Raw genomic sequence first — 20598 nt, 5'->3', positions numbered from 1 at the left:
CTGACGGTGCCCCTTCCATGGAAGTCAAGCGCGTTGAGACACACATACCGATGTGGATCCACTGGCTCGAGATCTGCCAGCGCCACGTGAAGGCGGCGACCAACGCCCGCGAGAAGTCCTTGGCTTCCCGCCGTTCGGGTGACCGCAAAGCCCTGAGCGACTCTATGCATGACGAGTTCCAGTCCAGCGTGCAGGCGCTCAGCGCGGCCGCCTTCGCCATGGAGGCCTTTCGCAACGCGTTGGATGATCTTGGAATCGTAGATGCAGACACGAAGGCACGTTGGCGATCCCAGCGCGCCTCGGCCGCCACCAAGGTCATCGACACAGCACTAGCGGCCGGGGATGTTTCTCGCGCGGACCTTGCCCCGGAATCGGTAGCCACGATCTTCAAGTACCGCAACAGCGCGGTGCACCCGAAGGTGGAGTTTCGCGAGCCTCAACTCCACCCAGTGCTCAAAATGGCGGTCGATCAATCGCTCATCATCTACGGGTTGGAGAACGGAAGGAACGCGCTGAGCGTTGCCGCCTCCGTTGTGGCCTTCACCGTCCTTGACGCTCACGCGGTTGATGACGAGAGCGCACGCTCGTTCGCCGCCTGGAGGACGATGCTGAGGGACTTCGCCACCGAACACGACTTGACACCGAACCCGGAGTCACGCCTTCACGCTCTCTTCGCAACCGATGGTGATCATGCCTCCCCGAGCCCCAAGACGGCTGCAGACTGAAGCGCCAGCGACACTCCGCGGCCTTCGAGATCAAGGAAATGCGTGTGCGGGGCGAGCCCTGCTCTCCGCAGATGCCGCGCTGAGATGGTCATGTTTGTCCGACTGTGCCGCTGTGGTTGGGACGGCTTTGCCACCAGGCGACGGCAGATCAGACGTCCGGAAATGCCGCCGAGTGCGCATCAGCGCCTCTACTGATCGGGCTCACCAAGGTGAAGCACCTCGTCGCGCACTCGGCGTGACTCCTCAGCGGCGGCCCAAGCGACCGAGTACTCGATCCCTCTCCACAAGAAACGGCCGGCGGACCAGTCCAGCACCTCCCTTGCGACGTGCTCAGGCTGATCAACCCAGTCGTCGAGCATGTCATCGTCGTCCATCAGAACGAATCCCGCGGACACCTCTTCCTGTGGCCCCCAGCGGCGCCACCAAAGGTGACCACCCATCCTCGTAGCGACAACCCACGGCCGGACATAGACCCATCCTCGCCGCCGATCATCGTCGGTAAGACGGCCAGCCCGCTCACGAAAGGGGTCCAGCTGCGGATCACGAGAGTCGTCGAACGAAGGACGCCACGGCACGGCGTTATCGTCGCAGAATCAGCGGGCTGTTGAGCGCGTTGGGAAGGCTTCCGGCGCGTCCGGTCATGCCGCGATCAGGGCCACTCCGACTTGCCGTGCGGCGCCGACAGATGGGACCCACGCGGCGCCTACTGCGGTCAAGTTTCACTCATGAGCCATGGAGTGCCGGTCCATCGCAGAACACCTCGAGGGGGCGACGACGAAGCGTCCAGCCACGACTCCGACCAGCCCCTGCCATCCGCCTGCCACCCCTCGACTGTCCGGCTGATCGAGGCGGCGTCGGAGCGGGCATGCACGACACCGCCCGCCGCGGCGGTCAGAACCCACCGATCAAGGACGTCGAGCAGATCGGCTGAGCCGCTGTCGCAGGCATCGCATCCGCAGTCCGGCACGGTGTCCAGGTGCACCGTCGCCTGTCCAGCAGCGTCCACGCCGACATCGACGCCGAAGGGCCGCCCGTCCACCAGCGTCGAAGCCAAGTGCAACCTGAGGCCGTCAAGGGCAGCCGGGTCTACCTGCCGGCCCCGCCACCAGAACTCCGGGTCGCGGACGCCGCCCATCCACGGACCCTCCCTGGCATCGGTCACTTGCGCGACCCCATGCCGGGTCAGCACCTGACACCATGCGTCCACGCGAGCATCCAGGATCTGGTACTTGCCAGGATCCAGACATCTGGAGTACTCCTCCTCCATCGGGCTCCGATCCGGATGTGGATCATCCCAGCCCGGGGTGGCAGCACCGGTCACCCTGAACGCCTGGTCGACGTCACGGACGAGCGCGTTCATCCACGACGGAAGTCCGGCGGTACTCGGGTCCATCACTTCGGCATCATCCGCGGGCCGCCAGGGAGCGCGCAACGGCTTTGTCGTGGGGTGGCCACTCCGACGAGGCGCGAACATCCGGTCAACGTCTTTCTATGCCGCTCTTCGAGCGACGTGCCGAGAAGCTGAAGTCGTGAACTGTGGGCCCAACCGATGTACGTTCCGCGTACGGGGTGGAGCAATCACATCTGCGGGCGAAGCCGCCAAGCCCCTCGAATGTCTATCCGTGACGCGTCGGAACGGGGTGGATGGGTTGGCGACAAACACTGCGAAGGGGGCCGCCACCTTATGCGTTGCGGCGGCCCTGGCTGGATGTTCGGGTACCAGCGGTGGGTTCACTGATGTGCCGTCCGCTGTCCTCAGCTGGGCTCCCGGAGTGCCGGACGACCTCGCACGCGTCGGCGTGGCCATGTCACCGACCGCAAAGGGACCGGCACAGGTCGCCGCGGGGTGGGATTCGCAACCAGGTCGACTAAGGGTCACTACGTGGGGCAGTTCCGGTTGCCCGAACCTGCCCGATGTGGTCGAGGCGCAGGACGGCCGCATCGAGGTCACAACCGTCGAGTACCACCCGCAAGGCGGCGGATGCACCGCAGACGCCAGTCCGACTACAAGCGTTGCACGAGTGCCGCCTGGGGTCGACACCCCGAGCCGCGTCACGGTCGTCATAGACGGGACAGCGCTGGTTATCACGAAGGCTCAGTAGCGCTGGCCCGGAGGAGCGAAGCCACGTCCGCATTTGCCGCTGCCCGCGCGATCGTGCCGATGAGCGCGAGTCCAGTCTCGGTGTCGTCGAACTTCCCGGCGGCCCGCGTTGGATGGCAGTATCTCGGCTGGCGAAGGGGTTGCCTGAGCCATGTGGTCACTCGTTCGTAGTGGGTGTGTATGCGGTTCGGCTGGCGTTGACGATGCGCCAGTTCTGCTCCCCGCTGGTGAGGTTGTTGTTCAGTCGGCAAGCTCGACGATGGCGGTGGCGGATTCTGGGAGGTCGGCGAGCACGCGTGCGGCGGGGTCGTCGAGGCGTCCGAGGCGGACGAGGCGGACGAGGCGGACGAGGCCGGCGGCGTGGTGCTGGTTGCCGTAGAACAGCGCCATGTTGTCCCACGTCGCGTAGTGCGCGATGTCTCCGGGCTGTGCCGTGGTGCTGGCCGGCTCACCGGCCAGGTCCAGCGGCCGGGGCAGATCGGCGACCCGCTCGCGACCGTGGAAGTCGGCCAGCTCCACGGTGAGGGGCAGCAACGCGGCGAAGTCGCGCGCCGCTGCCCCCTCGCCGAGAGTGCCGGTCAGCTCGGCACCGTTGACCGTGAGCTGGATCCGCATGACGGTGTTCCGCCTCAGGCCCCAGTCGCCAGGTTGTCGCCGCTATTGGGCAGAAGGGCGCCGTGAACGGGCGGAACCGGCGGGATGGGTGTGCGTGGGTGGCCCAACCGGGCACCGGTTGCCCCGTGGCGGCGGCCCCAGCTGACGGAGCGGTCGGGGCTCACAGGGCTGACGGAGCGGCGGGACGGCAGTGCGTGAGCCGGGCGCCATGTGCTACATCAGTGGCGACAGCGGGAGTGGTCGCCCAGACGTAGCGCCGCCCAGGCCCCACCTGCGGTGGCGGGAACTGGGCGGCAGCCGTAACGAACGGGTCTTGCACCTGCCTCAGTGGTGCATGTGCATCCCGGCCTCACTTTCGACCCGCTGGCTGGGCATCCGCAGGTACGCGAACACGGCCACGATGACGGCGATGCCGGCTGCGAAGAGGAAGCCGCGGTCGAAGCCGGCGACGACACCGCTGGCGTTGGTCAGGCTGCCGGCGGTACTCGCGACGGCAGACAGGACGGCCACACCGAGAGCGGCACCGACCTCGTGGCCGGTCATGAGGAACCCCGAGGCCATCCCGGCGTGCTGCGGCGGGATGCCGGCCATGGCGGTGACGGACACGGGGGCGAAGACCATGCCGACGCCGAGTCCGATGGTGGCCAGCCCGGGCAGGACCCCGGTGACGAAGGCGGACCCGGCGGACGCCTGGGCGAGCAGCACCGCTCCGGCGGCGACTATGACCAGACCGACGGCGGCAATGGTGCGTGGGGTGCCGTGGGCCATGGCGTGCTTGGCGACGACGGTGCCGACGGTGATGACCAGGGCGAACGGGACGAACGCGACCCCGGCGCGGATGGCGGAGTACCCCATGACGGTCTGGATGAAGATGGACGCGAGGAAGACGGTCCCGACCAGGATGCCGGTTACGGCGAGCATGACGGTGGTGCCGGAGACGAGGGACCGTACCTTCCACGTGTGCGGCGGAACGAGCGGGTTCGAGGCCGTGCCCTCGCGGACCTTGAACGCTAGGGCGAGGACTGCCGAGACGGTGAACGCGGCGAGCACGCGAGCGGAGAGCCAGCCGTGCCGCTCGGTGGCACCCAGCCCGTACACGAGGGCGGCGAGGCTGGCGATGACGGTGGTGGCACCAGCGACGTCGAACTGCTTGCAGGTGACGGCGGGCGTGGTGGCGGCGGGGATGACCTTGAGCCCGGCGAGGAGGGCTACTGCGCCGATGGGGGCGTTGATGAAGAAGATGGCCTGCCAGCCGGCCCAGGTGGTGAGGGCTCCGCCGAGCAGGACGCCGGCCGCGACGCCGAGGGACCCCACGGCACCCCACAGGGTCAGGCCGAGGCGGCGCTGCGCGCCGGAGTATGTGGTCATGATGATGGACAAAGCCGCTGGGGTCATGAGGGCTGCGGCGAGGCCCTGTCCGGCGCGGGCGGCGATGAGCTGCCCGGGGCTGCCGGCGAACCCACTGGCGATGGAGGCGATGGTGAACACGGTCAGGCCGGCCAGGAACATCCACTTGCGGGACTGTAGGTCGGCGATGCGACCGCCGAACAGCAGGCCGCCGCCGGACATCATCAGGTACGCGGTGACGACCCACTGCATGTCGGAGCCGTCGAGGTGCAGGGCGCGGCCGATGGTCGGCAGGGCGGTGTTGACGACGGAGATGTCGAGGACGACGAGAACCTGCGCCGCCAAGGTCAGGGCAAGGACCACCCAGGACCTGCGCGGTCCGTCATCGTCGTGGCGGGTCGGCGTCGGCGCGTGACCGTGGTGCTCGGCCTTGCGTGGCGCGTGCGGGGTGGCGTGGATGGGCGCGGTGTGGACCGCGGGCGGTTCAGCGGTGGTCTTGGCGTGCATGACGACTCCTTGGGCGGTCTCGGTTGGCGGTCCACCACGGGGGAGCTGTTGGTGGGGTGCTGCCTACGTTCGTCGCGACACGCCAGGCTCGCGCCGGTCAAATGGCCGGGTCCGTGCGGGCGTCAGCCGCGGGCGTCTTGCGTTGCTGTCGCGGCGGTGCCGCACTCAGACTCCGTGGAGCGGGTGTCGACATCGGCCCCGCACGGGGTCAGCTGAAGTCGAGCTGAGTCAGTTCGGTCCGTGAGGTGACCCCGAGCTTGGTGAACACGTTGCGCAGGTGGAACGCCACGGTGCGCGGGGAGACCCAGCACTGGGCTGCGACGTCCTTGTTCGACAGGCCGGTGCTCACCAGTTGGGCGACCTTGCGCTCCATCGGGGTCAGGTCCAACAGGGTGGACGGGTTGCGTTTGCGGGCTGTCTCGCCGGATGCGCGCAGCTCCTGGGTGGCGCGCTCGACCAAGGGTCCGGCGCCCAGGTCGGTGAACGTGCCGAGCGCCGACCGCAGGTGCGTTCGGGCGTCGACCCGCCGGTTCGTTCGGCGCAGGAACTCCCCGTACGAGAGCTGGGTTCGGGCCAGGTCGAACGGACGCGCGGCCCGCTGGTAGTGATGAACCGCGCCCTCGAACGCGGTGGTCGCTTCCTCGGCGCTGGTCGCGGTGAGGGCGTTGCCGAGGCTGACCGCGCCGAGCGCCCACGGGTGACCGGTTGCGTCGGCGAACGGGGCGAGCTCGTGCACCCACGCGACCGCTTGGGTGCTGTCGCCAGCCCGGACTGCGGCGTTGATGCGGTCCACGGTGGCCATGCGATGCAGGGCCGGCACTCGCATCCCGGACAGGTGGTGCAGTGCCGCCGCAGCGTGCCCGTGCGCGGCTGCGTGTGCGCCCTTGGCCCAGCGGCTGACGTCGTGGACGGGACCGTTCATGATGCCCAGCGGGACGGCGGCGGTGAGGAGTTCGAGCTCGCGCAGGCGGTCGTCGAGGTCGCCTGTGCCGGTGAGTGCAGCGAGCAGCGCCAGCGCTGCCAAGGGTGCCGTGGTCAGTGCGGGTTGCCCGACGCTGCGGGCCAGCATGAGTGCCTCGTCGGCGGAGCTGCGCAGTGCCGTCCACGATCCGGAGGGCAGCTGCGCGAACGCGAGTCGTTGCAGGGCGTACCCGACGACGATGCCGGCGCCAGCATCCCTGGCGGTGGTGGCCATGGCGGAGTAGTAGAACCGTGCGCCCTCGTCATGCCCGAGATGAAGGGCGGTGTTGCCGAGGTTGCCCATCACGTCGAGGTCGTCGACCTCGCGGCCGGCCTCGAGGGCCTGCTCGAGCGCTGGCACGGCATGGCGGAAGTCGTGGTCGCCGGACGCGGTGAGCGTGGCGAGCAGGAGCCGAAGGCAAGCCGTGCGTGCGGTGTCATTGGCCTGAGGCGTGAGCAGGTCGGTCAGGGTGGCGTCGCCGAGGGTCGCTCCGCTGTCGGCACCGTACGTGCGGTTGAGGGCAGCCGCGGCCGCCATCTCCAGCCCCCTGCCGGCGTCGATAGCGGCGACGGCTCGGGCCGCAATGGTGAAGGTGCGGTGCGCGTCGACCGGCGATCCGACATACACCTCGATGCGGGCGCGGAGCCGGTCGATGTCAGCTCGAAGGAGCGGGTCCGTGGCCAGGTCGCGGCTGGAGGTGGCAAGGGCGCGGGCGCGAACGGTCTGGCCAGCGGCCCAAGCCGTTCGGGCGGCACCGAAGAGCCGAGCCGCCCGGGTCTCTTCGTCGACGGTCAGTGCGGCGGCGCGTTCGTACGCGTCCGCGGCGGCACGATGACCGCCGCGTTGCTCGGACCGGGTGGCGACGGCGCTCAGCGCGTCGGCGACGTCCCGGTCGGGACCTTCGGCAGCGGCCGCACGGTGCCACGCGGCACGGTCGGGGTCGGTAGGAGCGATGGCGTCGGCGAGGGCGCGGTGGACCTGTCGGCGCTCGAAACTGGTGGCTGCCTGGTGAACGGCCGAGCGCACCAGGGGGTGGCGGACCGCGACCGTGTCACCGGTGATGTTCAGCAGTCCGGACCGTTCCGCGTCGACCCACGCCGTGGTGTCGGCGCCGAGCGCGGCCGCGGCCTGCCGCACGGTGTCGACGCGGCCGGTGGCGTCGGCCGCCGCGACGAGCAGGAGTGTCTGCACCTGGGGGCTGAGGCGGCGGGACCGGTCGAGGAACGCTCGCTCCACTCCAGCGGTCAGCGCGAGCTGCTGCGGCATCGGGACCTGACCGTGAAGCTGGGCGGGGCTGAGCTCGGTGGGCAGCTCGAGCAGGGCGAGCGGGTTGCCGCCGGTGTCGGACACCAGCCGGTCGGCGACCTCACGCGGCACCGGTCCGCCGGTGCGCTCTTCGAGCAACTGACGCGCCGCCGAGTCGTGCAGCCCACCGAGCTCGAGGACCGCCAGCCCGGTTGGGGCGAACTGCGGGGCGCCGGGTTCGCCGGTTCGGGCGGCGAACACCATGGCCACGGGGTCGACCGACAGCTGCCGGGCGGCGAACAGCAGCGCGTCTGCTGACGACGAGTCGAGCCACTGAGCGTCGTCGACGAGACACACCACGTACCCGTCTCGTTCGCCCGTGTCGGTGAGCGCGGACAGGGTCGCCACCCCCACCAGGAACGGTTCGACCGTGGGTCCCTCCTCGATGCCGAACGCCACCCGCAACGCGCGCGCTTGCGGCGGCGGCAACTGGTCGACGTGCAGAGCGGGCCGCAGCAGTCGGTGCAACGCGGCGTACGGCAACGGTGACTCCGACTCGACCCCAGAGGTGCGCAGCAGCCGGCCGCAGGCAGCGCGAGCATCATGCGCACGGGCCTCATGAGCCGCGGCCAGGTCGGCCAGCAGGCTCGACTTACCGACGCCCGGCTCACCTCGCACGACCAACACACCGGCGGTGCCCGCGCGTGCGTCGTCCACGAGGGCTGCGAGCTGCGCCTGCTCGCGCGCGCGACCGTGAAGCACCTGCTGACCGTATCGCCGTCGCAGACTGCCGCGGGAGCCATCCCGGCACATTGGCCGGTGACCGCGCGGCACCAAAGGCCATCCCTCGGCACTCGGCACCCTGCTGTTCGACGATGTCGAGGAGCCCGACGCCATCGGCGCGTGGGAGGTGCTGGTGAACGGGGTCCTTCGACCGTCACAAGCCGAGCATGGTCGCGTTGCGGACTGCGTCGTTGACTGCGTGCGCGAGAGCCGGCGCGGCCAGGTTGCCGGTGCGACGCCACGCGAACGACAGCCACACTCCCAGCGCGATGTGGACCACGACGAGCTCGGCCACCATCAGCGGCAGCGGGAAGTCTGACGACACCGGCAGATGCCACAGACCCCACAGGGCGGACACGAACACCGCCGATGCCCACCCGCGCCGGTCGCCGTCGTGGTGGACGTGTGCGTCGATGGCCCCACGGAATGCGACCTCCTCCATCAGGAAGGTGGCCGGAAAGTACAGGGCCGTGTACTTCACGAGGGTGACCAACGCGGCGACCGTGGGCAGCGGCGTGCCCGTCGCCACGTGCAGGACCCCGTACACGGTCACGAACTCACCAGCGCCCACGGCGATTGGTCGGGCCGCGTCACGCAGAGTGGTGGCGATGGCCTGCACGCGCAGCGCGAACCCAGCAGCGACCGCCCCAATCAGGGCTGCGACGTACCAGCCGGCCGTCAGCCAGTCGCCGTCCAACACCGCCTTGCCCGCGTAGTAGGCCGGAGTGGCGGCCAGGACCGCCGCCACGACCATGCCTTGTCGGATCAGCGCGAACCGGTCGGTTCCGGCGGCGAACAGCTCGCGCAACGGGCGGCGTCGTACGAGGACCTGGAATGCGGCGGTCAGCGGGATGCCGAGAAGCAGGTAGCCGTTGGAGGGCAGGTGCAGCGCGAACCCGGCCACCATCCATACCGCGACGAACCCGATGGCTTCAGCGATGCGCCTGCGACGGGACCTCCCCGGCGCGGACGCAGCCACAGGGTGGGAGCCGGTTTGCGGGGACTTGGTGGTGGCGTTCATGGCGGTCATCTCCGAGGCTGGTGTAGTCGGGGTTGGTGCGTCCGACGTTCCTCGCAGCCGACCTGGCTCACCCAGGCACAACGGCCGGGATTGGCGAGTGCCCCACGGCGTACGCGGGACTACTCCTCGAACGGGGCCACGCGGATGGCCGCGGTGAACGCCCCGTACCGGCGCAGCAGCCGAGCCCTCCCGTCTGGAACTCGTGCTGCCTCGTCAGCCCACGCGCGGGCGAAGTACCCCTTGAACCCGTCCCTGGGGTGCTCGGCGACCGCGCGCTCGAGGGCGCCGCGCGGCAGCTCCCATGAGCGGAGGCCGACGACATCGACCCCCGCCCCGGCAGCGAGCAGGTATGCGACCGGGCCCGCGTCGAGGGTGACCCGTGGGCTGTGGTGCATGGTGATGGCTGTCTGCAGCGTCTCGGTCGCGGCGGTGGACAGCCCCACCTGCTCGGCCACATCCGACGCGATGCGAGCCGAGGCCAGGGTGAAGTCGTCGTGGCCTTCAGAGATAACCAGTCCCGTGTCGTGCAGCAGCGCAGCCGCGTACAGCAGCTCGGTGTCGACGTCGAGACCCTCGAGCTCCCCCAGGGCACGCCCGAACGTGTACGCACGCTGGCTGTGGCGCAACAGGACCGGCGGAAGGATGCCAGAGGCTACCTGCTCAGCGGCGCGGGTCAGGGGTGAGTCCGGCGCCTGCAACCGTGACGGTGGCACGTATGCGGTCCGTCCGGGGTGCACGTCGGCAGCGAGCCGCAGCCGGCCAACCGCGTTCGTTAGGTGCACGCGCGCGAGGTCGGCGACCAGGGCACGACGCTGTTGTCGTTCGAGCCGTCCGCCGGTGCGGCGGCTCCAGTCGATGGTTCCCACGGTCGTCGAGGCGTTCATGCCGGTCCTTGTACAGAGTCGAGGTTTGTGCCGAAGTGCGCGGTCAGCAGTACGACTGTGACGCCACCTAAGGGTCGTTCGCCCCGGTCACATGGCCGGGTCCGACCTTCGCAAGTCGCCCACGCCGGCGAGGGCTACGCGCGGTCAGCGGACGGACAGCGGCAGGACACGACCCGCTCCTTGCGTCGCTGACGCACCATGAGCCCGGTGGGGAAACCCGGCCATGTGACCGGGGCGAGCGACCACCGCTTCCCGCGATCGTGATGCATGTGGCCGACCGCCCTGGACGGCCAGGAAGAGGAAACCCGCCATGAGCACCACCCCAGACACCGCCATCCCCACCACCACCAGCCGCGCCCGGACCGCGTCGGTGGAAACCGCGACCGGTCCGTTCGGGCGCATCACGTTCGCGTCCATGGCGGTCGGCGTCCTCTGCTCCGCCGTCACGACGTTCGTGGTGCTCCCGTCGGCGTCCGAGGCCCGCGTCGTCGGCGCCGCCTTGCTCGCCTTCGCCGCAAGCTGGGGGCTGCTCGCCTGGCTCACCACCAGGTACACCAACCGGCCCCAAACTTGGGCTCACATCCCCGCCGTCGCCCTCGCCGCCAGCGGCGCCCTCATGGCTGCCGTCAACCCCGGCGAGCCGGCCATGAGCCGCCTGCCGTGGGTCTGGGCGCCCGCCATGGTCGCACTCGGGCTCTGGACCGGGTGGCGCACCCGTCGCGACCTGCCGCGCCGCCGCGCACGCGTCCTTGTGTACCCGGTCGCAGCCGTCATGGTCGTCGCCGGCGTCGGCGGTCTCTTCCAGACCGCGAGCGCTGACCCGAGGACCGCCGCCGGCCCCATGCCGGGCCAGCTCGTGGACGTAGGCGGGTACCGCCTGCACCTGCACTGCACCGGGACCGGCACCCCCACCGTCGTCCTGCTCAACGGCCTCAGCGAGACCTCACCGCAATGGTCGCGGATCCAGCCTCAGGTCGCCACAACGACCCGCGTCTGCGCATACGACCGGGCTGGGCAGGGCTGGAGCGACGACTCACCCAACCAGGCCGACGCCATCACCGCCGTAACCGACCTGCACAAGCTCCTCACCGCCGCCGGAGAGATCGGCCCGTTCATCCTCGCCGGACACTCCTCCGGTGGCGTGCACGCCCTGACCTACACGCACCTGTACCCCGCACAGGTGGCCGGCATCGTCTTGCTCGACAGCGCCAGCCCAAACCAGGTGAAGGTCGTCACCACGTTCAACGGCGAGTACCAGCTGGCCAGGCGCGGCCTCGCCGCCGCTCCCACCCTGTTCCGCTTCGGCATCGGCCGCCTCCTGCAGACGATGGGCACCCCCGACCTGCCCGGGAACGCCGGGCAGCAGACCGCCACCTTCGCCGACAGCCCCCGAGGTTTCACCGGCATGCGCGCCGAGCAGGTCGAGCTGCCCACCACGTTCGCCCAGGCGCAATCCCTCACCACGCTGCGCAACCTGCCTCTGGTGGTCCTGACCGCGAAAGCCAACGCCGACACCAAGCCCGGATGGGCCACCGCCCAGGACCAGATGGCAGCCCTGTCAACCAACAGCCGGCACACCACCGTCGACATGGACCACGTCGGGTTCCTGCACAACCCGGCCGGCGCCGCCCAGTCCGTGACCGCCATCACCGACGTCGTCACCGCCGCCCGCACCCACACGTCCGTACCCACCCGATAAGGCACTACCACTCGAGGGTCCCTTCCCTCGGGCCACGCACTCCCGGTCACCACACCCCCCCTCTTCCCACGTGACCGCCGAGGCCTCGCCGCCGTACCCCCTACCGGCCGCGACGGCCCGGTGAGCGGCCCGCCACCCCCAGCCGGGCCGCTCAGGACCCCCTGCCGCGACAACCAGGTCCGCTCCACCGCCCACACCCACGAACGGATGAACCGCCATGCCCACCTTCGCCCGCCGGACCGTGACCGTGGCCGCCAGCGCCGCTCTCGCCCTACTCACCCTCGCAGCCCTAGCTCTCGCCGGCGCCCGAGTCACCCTCACCGCCGCCGACGCCCCAGCCACCACCCACCGCTCCACGACCGGGGAACGGACCGAGCCCACCCCGACCCCACAGCCGGCCCCCAAGGACGGCTACGTCGTCGCCGTGGTCCTGGGCGCCACGGGCACCGTCGGCAGCGACGCCCTAGCGCCCTACGAGGTGTTCGCCAGCTCACCGAAGTTCACCGTGTACACCGTCGCCGCCACCCCAGGCCCTGCCCCCACCCAGGGCGGTCCGGACATCGTGCCCACGTACACGTTCGCCGACACGACCAGCGGCCGCGCCAGCCCGAGGTCGACGGGCACGGTGGCACCGGGACCCCGCCCCGACGTCGTGGTCGTCCCGGCCGTCAACCAGCCCGACAGTTCCCAGGAAGCGCCGCTGCGCGCCTGGGTCACCGCGCAGGCCAAGGACGGCGCGCTCATCCTCGGGGTCTGCTACGGCTCCGGCGTCCTCGCCGAAACGAACCTGCTCCACGGCCGCACCGCCACCAGCCACTGGTCCCGCATCACCCAACTGACCAAGACCCACCCGGATGTGAACTGGGTCCGAGGGCAGCGTTACGTCCAGGACGGCCCCATCATCACCACCGCCGGTGTCACCTCCGGCATCCCCGCCGCCCTCCACGTCATCACCGACCTGGCGGGCCCCACCGAAGCCGCCCGCGTCGGTGGGCTCGTCGGCTACCCGAACTGGTCCCTCAACGCCCCCACCGACATCCCCATCCAGTCCTTCACCACGCGCGACCTGCCCATCGCGTTCAACGCCCTCGCCCCCTGGGGACGCCCCACGGTCGGCCTCACCCTGACCGACGGTGTCGGCGAGATCGACCTGGCCAGCGCTTTCGAGGTGTACGACGTGTCCTACGCCGCCCGCGCCGTCCCCGTCAGCGCCACCGGAACCATCACCACCAAGCACGGCCTCGTCGTGCGCACCAACACGCTCGCCGACACCCCGACCCCAACACGACTCGCAGTCCCGGGCGCCACCACCAGCGCCCTCGACGCCACCATCCATGCATGGGCCACCCGGCACCACGTGACGATCGACGCAGTCCACGCCACTGCCCCGGGGTTCGACGGCGCCCTCGAGTACCTCGCGTCCCAAGCCGGGCAGGCGACCGCGGTATCGGCCGCGAAGATGATCGACTACCCAGCCGCCCACCTCCCGCTGGACGGGCACGCCGGGACCCGCGTCCCCGCCCTGGTGAGCCTTGGCGTGGCCCTGACCGCCGCGGCCGGGGCAGCACCAACCCTGCTCCGCCGAGCACGCAACCGGCATCTGACATCGCCAACAGGCAACTGAAACCAACCACATGCGCGGCGGCCTGCCGAGCAAACGGCAGCGGAGTACCCGGCCAATCCAGGCCATTGCGCCGGGGCGAGCCAACGCCCACCCCGCGACCGTGGGACAGCAGACATCCAGGACCACCGAAGGAGCCGACCGTGGCCACCACCCTCACCAGCGCACTCATCGCAAGCGCCAGCACCAGCCGACGTCGCCAGTGGCTGGCCCTCGGCCTCCTAGTCTCCTCCCAGTTCGTGGTCATGCTCGATACGTCCATCGTCAACGTGGCCCTGCCGTCCATCCAGGCCAGCCTGACCTTGAACTCGACCACGCTCACCTGGATCGTCAACGCCTACATCCTCACGTGCGGAGGGCTCCTGCTCATGTCGGGCCGGGCCGCCGACCTCGTCGGGCGCCGCCGCATGTTCGTCGCCGGCTCCGCACTGTTCACCATCGGAACCCTCATGGCCGCCGTGGCACCCAACGCCTGGGTCCTCGTCGGTGGCCGAGTCCTGCAGGGGGCCGGAGCCGCCGCGCTCAGCCCCGCCGCCATGTCACTCCTCCTTTTGACGTATCCCGGAGCAAGGCGAGCGCGCGCCATGAGCCTCTGGGGCGCCGCATCCACCCTCGGCGGAGCCACCGGCGTCATGACCGGGGGCATCCTGTGCGGCACGTTCGGCTGGTCCTCCGTCTTCCTCGTCACCGTCCCCGTCTCGGTGGCCGCAGTCGCCCTCGCCGGCCGCGTCCTTCCCGAGGGTGCCGCCGGGACCCGACGCGGATTCGACTGGCGCGGCGCTGCCACCATCACCGGCGCCGTCGTCGCGCTCGTCCACGGAGCCCTCGGGATCGCCGACCACGGCTGGACGTCCCTCACCGTTCTCGGAGCCATGGGCGCCTCCGCCGGCCTGTTCACCGTGTTCGTCAGCATCGAACGCCGCACGGTTGACCCGTTGCTCCCGCTTGAGCTGTTCCGGTCGCGCGCACTCAGCACTGGCGTGGCCACCGCCGTCCTCGGTGGTGCAGCACGCGTGTCCACGTTCGTGCTCATCGCCCTGTACCTGCAGCAGGCGCTGGGCATGGAGCCGCGCGAAGCTGGCCTGGCGATGGTCCCCACCTCCCTGACCGGGTTCGCGTTCTCCCTGGCGCTCCTGCCGCGCGTCCTCCGCACCCTCGGCCCGCAGCGGACGCTCATCACCGGCATGTGCGTCCTCGCCGCCGGCCTCACCTGGCTCGGCCACGCCCCGGCTGGCAGCGGATACAGCATCGCGGTCCTGCCCGGCCTGCTCTTCGTCGCCGTCGGAGTCGCGCTCAGCTTCACCCCCACCACCATGGTCATCGCATCAGCCGCACCGGCGAGCCACTCCGGCCTCGCGTCCGGGCTGGCAGGGTCCGCCACCCAGGTCGGTGCCGCACTCGGCACCGCCACCTTCACGGCCATCGGCATCACGGTCAGTGGCCACACCGGCCACAGCCTGGGTAGCTCCGGCTTCACGGCCGCGTTCAGCGCCGCAGCCGCCGTCGCCCTCGCCACCGCGGCCCTTGGCACCACCCTTGCCCGCACCCGCCACTGACTCAGGTCACTGACACGTCCGACCCATCAACTGAGAGACAGGAATACCATGAACACCGCCCCACTCCGTCAGGGAGTCAGCATGAAGGCCGTCATTCAGGACAAGTACGGGAGCTCCGAAGTCCTCCGAGTCGCAGACTTCCCGGTCCCCGAGCCGGGCGACCACGAAGTTCTCATCAAGGTGCGCGCCGCCGGCCTCGACCGCTGCACCGAGCACCTCATGACCGGCAAGCCGTACGCCATGCGACTGGCGACCGGCCTGCGGCGCCCGAAGAACCCAGTCTCCGGGCGCGACGTCGCCGGCACCGTCGTCAAGGTCGGCTCCGCCGTCACGCGGTTCGCTCCTGGCGACGAGGTCTATGGCGTCGCACCAGGCTCGTTCGCCGAGTACGCCGTCGGCCCCGAGAAGAAGCTTGCCCACAAGCCCTCGAGCCTCACGTTCGAGCAAGCCGCCGTCGTCCCCATCTCCGCCGGCACCGCCCTGCAAGCGCTCCGCGATGTCGGGAAGGTACAGCCCGGCCAACAGGTCCTGATCATCGGAGCGTCCGGCGGCGTCGGCAGCTACGCGGTCCAGCTCGCCAAGATCCTGGGCGCCCAAGTCACCGGCGTCGCGAGCGCCTCCAAGGCCGACTTCGTCCGCAGCCTCGGCGCTGACCACGTTCTGGACTACAACCGCGACGACTTCGCCGATGTCACCCGCCACTACGACCTCATCCTCGACATCGGTGGCGGTTCCACGCTCACCCGGCTGCGTCGAGCCCTCAAGCGCCGCGGCACCGCCGTCTTCGTCGGCAGCGAGAACTCCGGCAACATCACCGGCATGGGCCGCCAGCTGCGCGGCGCCGTCGTGTCCCTGTTCGTCCCGCAACGGCTGGCCCTGCTCATGGCCAAGGAACGCGCCAGCGACTATGAGCAGCTCACCGAGCACCTTCAAGCCGGGCGGCTGCGTGCCACCCTCGCCGACACCTACTCCCTAGACCGCGCCAAGGACGCGGTGACGCAGCTCGAGGAGGGCAAGGTCCGCGGCAAGGTCGTCATCGTCCCCAGCCACCCCGCAGTCGGCGAGCAGACCGCGCGGCACGCCGACTCGAACCTTCCCTCATGAGCAGCCACGACATCCTCGTAGTCGGCGGCGGCGCGGCAGGCCTGTCCGCCGCACTCGTACTCAGCCGCGCCCGCCGCGACGTGGTCGTCGTCGACGCCGGCAACCCACGCAACGCCCCTGCCGCCCACATGCACGGGTTCCTGTCACGAGACGGCATGCCCCCAGCCGAGCTCCTCGCCACCGGCCGCACGGAGGTCACTGAATACGGCGGTACCATCATCGGCGGCGCCGTGCACGAGCTCGTCGCCACTGACCGGCCCGGCTTCCACGCACTCTTGGACGACGGCCAGCAGCTGGCAGCGCGACGCGTTCTGATCACGACTGGACTGCGCGACGACCTCCCCGCCATTTCGGGCCTGACCGACCGGTGGGCCAAGGACGTCCTGCACTGCCCGTACTGCCACGGCTGGGAAGTCCGCGACCAGCCCCTCGGTGTCCTGTGGAACGGGCCCGACACCGTCCGGTACGCCCACATCGTCCGACAGTGGACCGATGACCTCGTCCTCTTCGCCCCAGCAGGTGCACTCGGCTCACAGGACAGGTCCCAGCTCACCGCCCGCTCCATCGACATCGTGGAGGGTGACGTCGACCACCTCGTCATCGAGGACGACGCCCTTCACGCAGTCGCCCTGAGCGACGGAAGGAGCATGGCTCGCCACGCCGTGTTCGTGCCACCCCACCTCACCCCTCACTCCGAGCTCCTCGCCGGCCTTGGCTGCGAGATCGACGACCAGGGTTGGGTCATCACCGGGCCTCACGGCGCCACCTCCGTGCCCGGTGTGTGGGTCGCCGGAAACGTTGCGAACCCGAAGGCGCAGGTCATCACGGCCGCAGGCGAAGGTTCGGCCGCGGCAATCGCCATCAACACCGACCTGGTCGAAGCCGACATCGGGGCGGCACCGGACGAGATCAAGGACAGCTTGACACCGTGAGGCTTCCCGAGGCGCTCGGCGTGTTCGAGGCCGCTTGCGGTTCTCTCAAACTCGGCGAGTAGGGCACCTGCTCCAGCTATGGGTCGCGGCGGGCCCCGAGACCCCGAAGTCCGCTGCAGATCCGGGCACTGCCCCCGGCGGCCACCGGGAGCAACGTCCGCTACTGCCGCGCTCCGAGCGATCGTGCCGAGTAGCGGACCTTTAGAGCGCGCTGCGGCAACGGGTGGCCACGTGCAGTCCCCTAGCGTGTCCGTCATGAAGAAGGAGCGCCGACCCGGCGGCCGCCATGCTGGCGAACCCCACCGCCGTCTCGCCTTCGAAGAACCCGGCAGCGGGCCGTGGAGAACAGATGTCATTGCCTTCGTCGGCCTACCGCTGTTACTGCTCGCGTTCTCGTGGATTGCCGTAGCAACGTTCCGAGCCGGGGGCGTTGACCGCTGGAACGGACTCTCGGTTCTCTGCGGGGCAGCAGTACTCGTCAGACCTGCGGTGCTTCGATGGCGTCGGCTTCACACCGGGGCGTCGGCCCGCGTTCTTGGCCGCCTCTACATCGTTCTCGGCGTCGTAGCCCTAGTCGGAGTCGTCGTCGGCCTCACGTAAAACACCGCGGATGCTCGTCAGGGAACATCCGCTTCTGCCGCTCGTCGAGGGCGGCACGCCCCATCGTGAGGCCCTGTCGATTCCCCAGAGCCGATACGTTGCCGCCATGGACCTGGCCTTCGCTCTGCCAGCGAAGCGGTTGACCGCGACCTTCTCGCTAGCCCCCGCCTGTGTGCAGCCATCGTCGACCGCATCACCTACGGCGGACACATCATGGAAACGGGCACCGACTCCTACCGCCTCGCCCACAGCAGGGCCCAACGTTGCCTCCGCTGTCGTGGGCTCCGGCGGCTGAGGTGACGGCACAGACTGGGTACCCGCACCGTTTCTGGTCCGAGCAGATTCGCCCTCCCTCGCGTCAGAGCGCCGGGGGATTTGGTCCCGCCGGAGCGGACCGCGACGGTTACGGCGGCATCGGACATTACTGGTCATGCAGAGCATGATCGGCACGACCGCGGAAGAGGTCCTGGTGGACCGAGCCGCCCGGAACGACCGGGACGCGTTCGGGGCTCTTTACGACCGTCACAGCCAGCGGGTCTTTGCGCACAGCGCCCGCCAGCTCGGCGGCGTGGAGGACGCCGATGACCTCACCGCGATCGTGTTCCTCGAGGCGTGGCGCCTGCGGGCCCGGATCCGGGTCGTCAACGGCTCTGCCTTACCGTGGCTCTTGATGACCGCCACGAACGTGGCCAGGAACTACCGACGCTCCGCTCGTCGATATCGGGCGGTCCTGAACAGGATCCCCGCCCCGCAGGCCAGCCCCGACCACGCGGAGGCCGTTGCGGCCGCTGCGACGTTCGAAGCTACCGGCCAAGCCCTGGCGCAGGCACTGGCCGGCCTGCGGCCGATGGACCGGCAGGTCGTTTCGCTCTGCTTCATCGGTGAGTTGACGTACGCCGAAGCCGCCCAGGTCCTTGGCATCAGTCACGCCGCCGTCCGTTCGCGCCTCATGAGATCCCGAGAGCGCGTCAAGTCAGCCCTGCTCGAGGCAGGCATCACCAGCGCAGAGGAAGGACTAGAACAGTGAGCACGAAGAGGCCGGACGGGCCGCGCATGGGCGAACACCGCGCCGCCCAGATCCGTGAGGCACTCATGGCCGAGATTCGGAACGAGGCCGGCCACGACAACACGGCAACCGCACCGTTCCGCAACCACCGCCGGACCTGGTCCGTCGTGGGCGTCACCGCCGCCAGCGTCGTCGTGGTGGGCGGCACTGCCGCCGCGTGGGTCGCGGTATCCCGACCCGACGACGCGTACTCGGCCTACTGCTCTGCCAGCGTCACGACCGACCCCGACATCTGGAAGCAGCACGGCGCCACCACCGCCACCAACGCCGACACCGGGGTGCGCTCACCGCTGGATGCCATCGACGCGTGTGCTGCGATGTGGCGAACAGGAACCATGACCAGTGACGGCGCCTCCACGGGCCAGGCCGGGGCAGCCGACGTGCCGGAGCTCACAGCCTGTGTCGTGGAGGCCCAGCTAGTGGTGTACCCCGGCCCCGCAACGGTGTGCGCCGAGCTGAAGGTGCCCGCCGCCACCAAGTAGGTCCACCTTGGGGTGTCGCAGCTCGGGAGCGACACCCCAAGGCGTACCTGAGCGTGCGGGGTCTAGTTGAACTGCATCGAGGAAGCTCGATCGTTCATCGCGTCACCGACGTAGGAGCTATTGACGATGAACCCGTACGAGGACCCGGAGTAGGTGTTCTCCCACAGCTTGGTCGCGCAGTTCCCGTAGGACTTGAACGAGCTGATTCGGTCGTTCCACCCCGACGGCATGACGCCGATCGACCAGTCGACGTCGGCGTTGGTGTCGCAGTCCCCGGAAGCGTAGAAGTAGTAGCTCGCGTCGGTGTAGTTGTTGTCGGCCCAGGAGATGTTCAGGACGAAGTTCGCCGCCGGGCTCTGGGCGATACTGGCCCGCTGCCGGTCCGAGATCACCTTGGTACCTGCCGGGACCTGCACGCGCCCACCGCTGATGAACGAGATGACCTCCGGGCCGCTGTTGAAGCAGGATATGGCTCCTGTGCCGACGTCCATCGCGCAGAACGAGCCGGCCGGAGCCGCCTGCGCAGCAGGAGCCCCCACGGCAGGCACTGCTACGACCGCGGCGACGACCACCACTTTCCAGATCCGATTCATAACATCAGTCCTCTCTGCCGCAAGCACCTTGCTGTGGCAAACGGTTATGTCCGCTCACCACGAATGCGTCGCAAAGCGTGACCGCACAGCCCGGAGAACCCCGGCCCCGACCCGGAGATGCGGCTGAATCTCATCAACACTTTCTTGCCAAACGTCGATGAGGTGCGTCCGACACTCAGTGACAAGCGCGTCCGTCACTCGCCGGCGCGGCCATCGCAAGCAGCACCACCGAAGTCAGATATAGAACGCAGTGTTCCTGAGAGAACTGCCGCAGTCGATGCACGCTCATGCCGCTCGTCGGACGACGTCCGACCATCAGCGTGAGGCGTTTAGCGTCAAGGGCTGGGCGGGTGCCGGTGTCTCGTCGTCGGCCCCTGCATAGCTAATCGAGGTCGTGCTCGGCAGCGTGTGATCGGGTTGTGTCGGCGACGGGACGGGGCGGCCTGCGATGGTCGGCGAGATACCCCAGGGGTTCTCGATGCCGCAGAAGGCTCACCCCGCCCCAGCTCTTGGGTGTCAGCGCCTCGTGCTGGTGGCTTGGTACTGGATCTCGTTACGCAGCAACGGTGCTCGCGGCCTCCTTCCACGTGGTGGTGCCGTGGGCGGCGATGACGGGGTCCCACGAGCGTTGTTGGGTGACGACGGCGTACAGCTGGCGCAGGATCGCTGCGGCGACCGCGGCCTGGGCCTGGGTCGGGGTCAACCGGTTCTGCTCGCGAGTGGTGAGGTGGCGGTAGCGGGCCGCGTACACCCGGT

The 20598-nt window shown here is 69.6% G+C and carries 17 protein-coding genes and 1 pseudogene; 10 read left to right on the top strand and 8 right to left on the bottom strand.

From position 1 onward, the window contains the following. Window positions 1-17 precede the first annotated feature (17 nt). On the top strand, window positions 18-725 hold the full coding sequence (locus NR112_RS21275) for a hypothetical protein (protein ID WP_256796273.1): 708 nt from the start codon (window positions 18-20) through the stop codon (window positions 723-725). A 712-nt stretch (window positions 726-1437) separates the two neighbouring features. Here NR112_RS21275 and NR112_RS21270 read toward each other — a convergent pair. The 6 genes from NR112_RS21270 to NR112_RS21245 form a co-directional block, all read right to left on the bottom strand. Then, window positions 1438-2085 carry a DUF6226 family protein gene (locus NR112_RS21270; RefSeq protein ID WP_256796272.1) on the bottom strand — a complete coding sequence of 216 codons (648 nt, stop codon included), beginning with the start codon at window positions 2083-2085 and terminating at the stop codon, window positions 1438-1440. 981 nt (window positions 2086-3066) lie between these two features. Further along, entirely contained in the window at window positions 3067-3441 is a 375-nt protein-coding gene (locus tag NR112_RS21265; RefSeq protein ID WP_256796271.1) for a cyclophilin-like fold protein, read from the bottom strand. A gap of 324 nt (window positions 3442-3765) precedes the next feature. Beyond that, complete coding sequence (locus NR112_RS21260; RefSeq protein WP_256796270.1) at window positions 3766-5295, bottom strand: MFS transporter; 1530 nt, start codon at window positions 5293-5295, stop codon at window positions 3766-3768. Between the two features lie 208 nt (window positions 5296-5503). Then, complete coding sequence (locus tag NR112_RS21255) at window positions 5504-8263, bottom strand: helix-turn-helix transcriptional regulator (RefSeq protein ID WP_256796269.1); 2760 nt, start codon at window positions 8261-8263, stop codon at window positions 5504-5506. Between the two features lie 175 nt (window positions 8264-8438). Continuing rightward, window positions 8439-9305 carry a CPBP family intramembrane glutamic endopeptidase gene (locus tag NR112_RS21250; RefSeq protein ID WP_256796268.1) on the bottom strand — a complete coding sequence of 289 codons (867 nt, stop codon included), beginning with the start codon at window positions 9303-9305 and terminating at the stop codon, window positions 8439-8441. 119 nt (window positions 9306-9424) lie between these two features. Then, the gene (locus NR112_RS21245) at window positions 9425-10189 is read right to left on the bottom strand and encodes an HD domain-containing protein (protein ID WP_256796267.1); all 765 of its coding nucleotides are present in this window, start codon (window positions 10187-10189) and stop codon (window positions 9425-9427) included. Window positions 10190-10499: 310 nt separating this feature from the next. On the opposite strand from NR112_RS21245, the gene NR112_RS21240 reads away from it, so the two are divergent. The 9 genes and pseudogenes from NR112_RS21240 (at window position 10500) to NR112_RS21200 (ending at window position 19249) form a co-directional block, all read left to right on the top strand. After that, entirely contained in the window at window positions 10500-11888 is a 1389-nt protein-coding gene (locus NR112_RS21240; RefSeq protein ID WP_256796266.1) for an alpha/beta fold hydrolase, read from the top strand. A 217-nt stretch (window positions 11889-12105) separates the two neighbouring features. Then, window positions 12106-13512: a DJ-1/PfpI family protein gene (locus NR112_RS21235; protein ID WP_256796265.1), complete on the top strand. Its 1407-nt coding sequence runs from the start codon at window positions 12106-12108 to the stop codon at window positions 13510-13512. A gap of 140 nt (window positions 13513-13652) precedes the next feature. Continuing rightward, on the top strand, window positions 13653-15065 hold the full coding sequence (locus NR112_RS21230; protein ID WP_256796264.1) for an MFS transporter: 1413 nt from the start codon (window positions 13653-13655) through the stop codon (window positions 15063-15065). 81 nt (window positions 15066-15146) lie between these two features. Next, complete coding sequence (locus NR112_RS21225) at window positions 15147-16169, top strand: NAD(P)-dependent alcohol dehydrogenase (RefSeq protein ID WP_256796263.1); 1023 nt, start codon at window positions 15147-15149, stop codon at window positions 16167-16169. Further along, complete coding sequence (locus NR112_RS21220) at window positions 16166-17101, top strand: NAD(P)/FAD-dependent oxidoreductase (RefSeq protein WP_256796262.1); 936 nt, start codon at window positions 16166-16168, stop codon at window positions 17099-17101. Before NR112_RS21225 ends, NR112_RS21220 begins: the two co-directional genes overlap by 4 nt. A gap of 255 nt (window positions 17102-17356) precedes the next feature. Further along, a complete protein-coding gene (locus tag NR112_RS21215; RefSeq protein WP_256796261.1) occupies window positions 17357-17701 on the top strand; it encodes a hypothetical protein in 345 nt (114 codons plus the stop codon). A gap of 162 nt (window positions 17702-17863) precedes the next feature. Next, window positions 17864-18001: pseudogene (locus NR112_RS21210) on the top strand (AAA family ATPase); the annotation flags it as partial. A gap of 130 nt (window positions 18002-18131) precedes the next feature. Further along, window positions 18132-18728 carry an RNA polymerase sigma factor gene (locus tag NR112_RS21205; protein ID WP_256796260.1) on the top strand — a complete coding sequence of 199 codons (597 nt, stop codon included), beginning with the start codon at window positions 18132-18134 and terminating at the stop codon, window positions 18726-18728. Next, window positions 18725-19249, top strand: a complete 525-nt coding sequence (locus NR112_RS21200) for a hypothetical protein (protein ID WP_256796259.1) — start codon at window positions 18725-18727, stop codon at window positions 19247-19249. Before NR112_RS21205 ends, NR112_RS21200 begins: the two co-directional genes overlap by 4 nt. 62 nt (window positions 19250-19311) lie before the next feature. Here NR112_RS21200 and NR112_RS21195 read toward each other — a convergent pair whose 3' ends face one another. Further along, the gene (locus tag NR112_RS21195) at window positions 19312-19842 is read right to left on the bottom strand and encodes a hypothetical protein (RefSeq protein ID WP_256796258.1); all 531 of its coding nucleotides are present in this window, start codon (window positions 19840-19842) and stop codon (window positions 19312-19314) included. A gap of 553 nt (window positions 19843-20395) precedes the next feature. Then, complete coding sequence (locus NR112_RS21190; RefSeq protein ID WP_256796257.1) at window positions 20396-20545, bottom strand: hypothetical protein; 150 nt, start codon at window positions 20543-20545, stop codon at window positions 20396-20398. Window positions 20546-20598: the final 53 nt, after the last annotated feature.

Source organism: Terrabacter sp. Ter38 (genome assembly GCF_024519435.1).
GTDB lineage: Bacteria > Actinomycetota > Actinomycetes > Actinomycetales > Dermatophilaceae > Terrabacter.
The sequence above is the reverse complement of the archived record's forward strand: the minus strand, read 5'-3'. Positions and strand labels throughout refer to the sequence as shown.

What these genes read in the sequence shown, in the direction of transcription:
- NR112_RS21250 (WP_256796268.1), bottom strand. Translation starts at nt 9,305, where the DNA reads ATGAACGCCACCACCAAGTCCCCGCAAACCGGCTCCCACCCTGTGGCT.
- NR112_RS21240 (WP_256796266.1), top strand. Translation starts at nt 10,500, where the DNA reads ATGAGCACCACCCCAGACACCGCCATCCCCACCACCACCAGCCGCGCC.
- NR112_RS21260 (WP_256796270.1), bottom strand. Translation starts at nt 5,295, where the DNA reads ATGCACGCCAAGACCACCGCTGAACCGCCCGCGGTCCACACCGCGCCC.
- NR112_RS21220 (WP_256796262.1), top strand. Translation starts at nt 16,166, where the DNA reads ATGAGCAGCCACGACATCCTCGTAGTCGGCGGCGGCGCGGCAGGCCTG.
- NR112_RS21205 (WP_256796260.1), top strand. Translation starts at nt 18,132, where the DNA reads ATGCAGAGCATGATCGGCACGACCGCGGAAGAGGTCCTGGTGGACCGA.
- NR112_RS21225 (WP_256796263.1), top strand. Translation starts at nt 15,147, where the DNA reads ATGAAGGCCGTCATTCAGGACAAGTACGGGAGCTCCGAAGTCCTCCGA.
- NR112_RS21265 (WP_256796271.1), bottom strand. Translation starts at nt 3,441, where the DNA reads ATGCGGATCCAGCTCACGGTCAACGGTGCCGAGCTGACCGGCACTCTC.
- NR112_RS21215 (WP_256796261.1), top strand. Translation starts at nt 17,357, where the DNA reads ATGAAGAAGGAGCGCCGACCCGGCGGCCGCCATGCTGGCGAACCCCAC.
- NR112_RS21235 (WP_256796265.1), top strand. Translation starts at nt 12,106, where the DNA reads ATGCCCACCTTCGCCCGCCGGACCGTGACCGTGGCCGCCAGCGCCGCT.
- NR112_RS21195 (WP_256796258.1), bottom strand. Translation starts at nt 19,842, where the DNA reads ATGAATCGGATCTGGAAAGTGGTGGTCGTCGCCGCGGTCGTAGCAGTG.
- NR112_RS21245 (WP_256796267.1), bottom strand. Translation starts at nt 10,189, where the DNA reads ATGAACGCCTCGACGACCGTGGGAACCATCGACTGGAGCCGCCGCACC.
- NR112_RS21275 (WP_256796273.1), top strand. Translation starts at nt 18, where the DNA reads ATGGAAGTCAAGCGCGTTGAGACACACATACCGATGTGGATCCACTGG.
- NR112_RS21270 (WP_256796272.1), bottom strand. Translation starts at nt 2,085, where the DNA reads ATGAACGCGCTCGTCCGTGACGTCGACCAGGCGTTCAGGGTGACCGGT.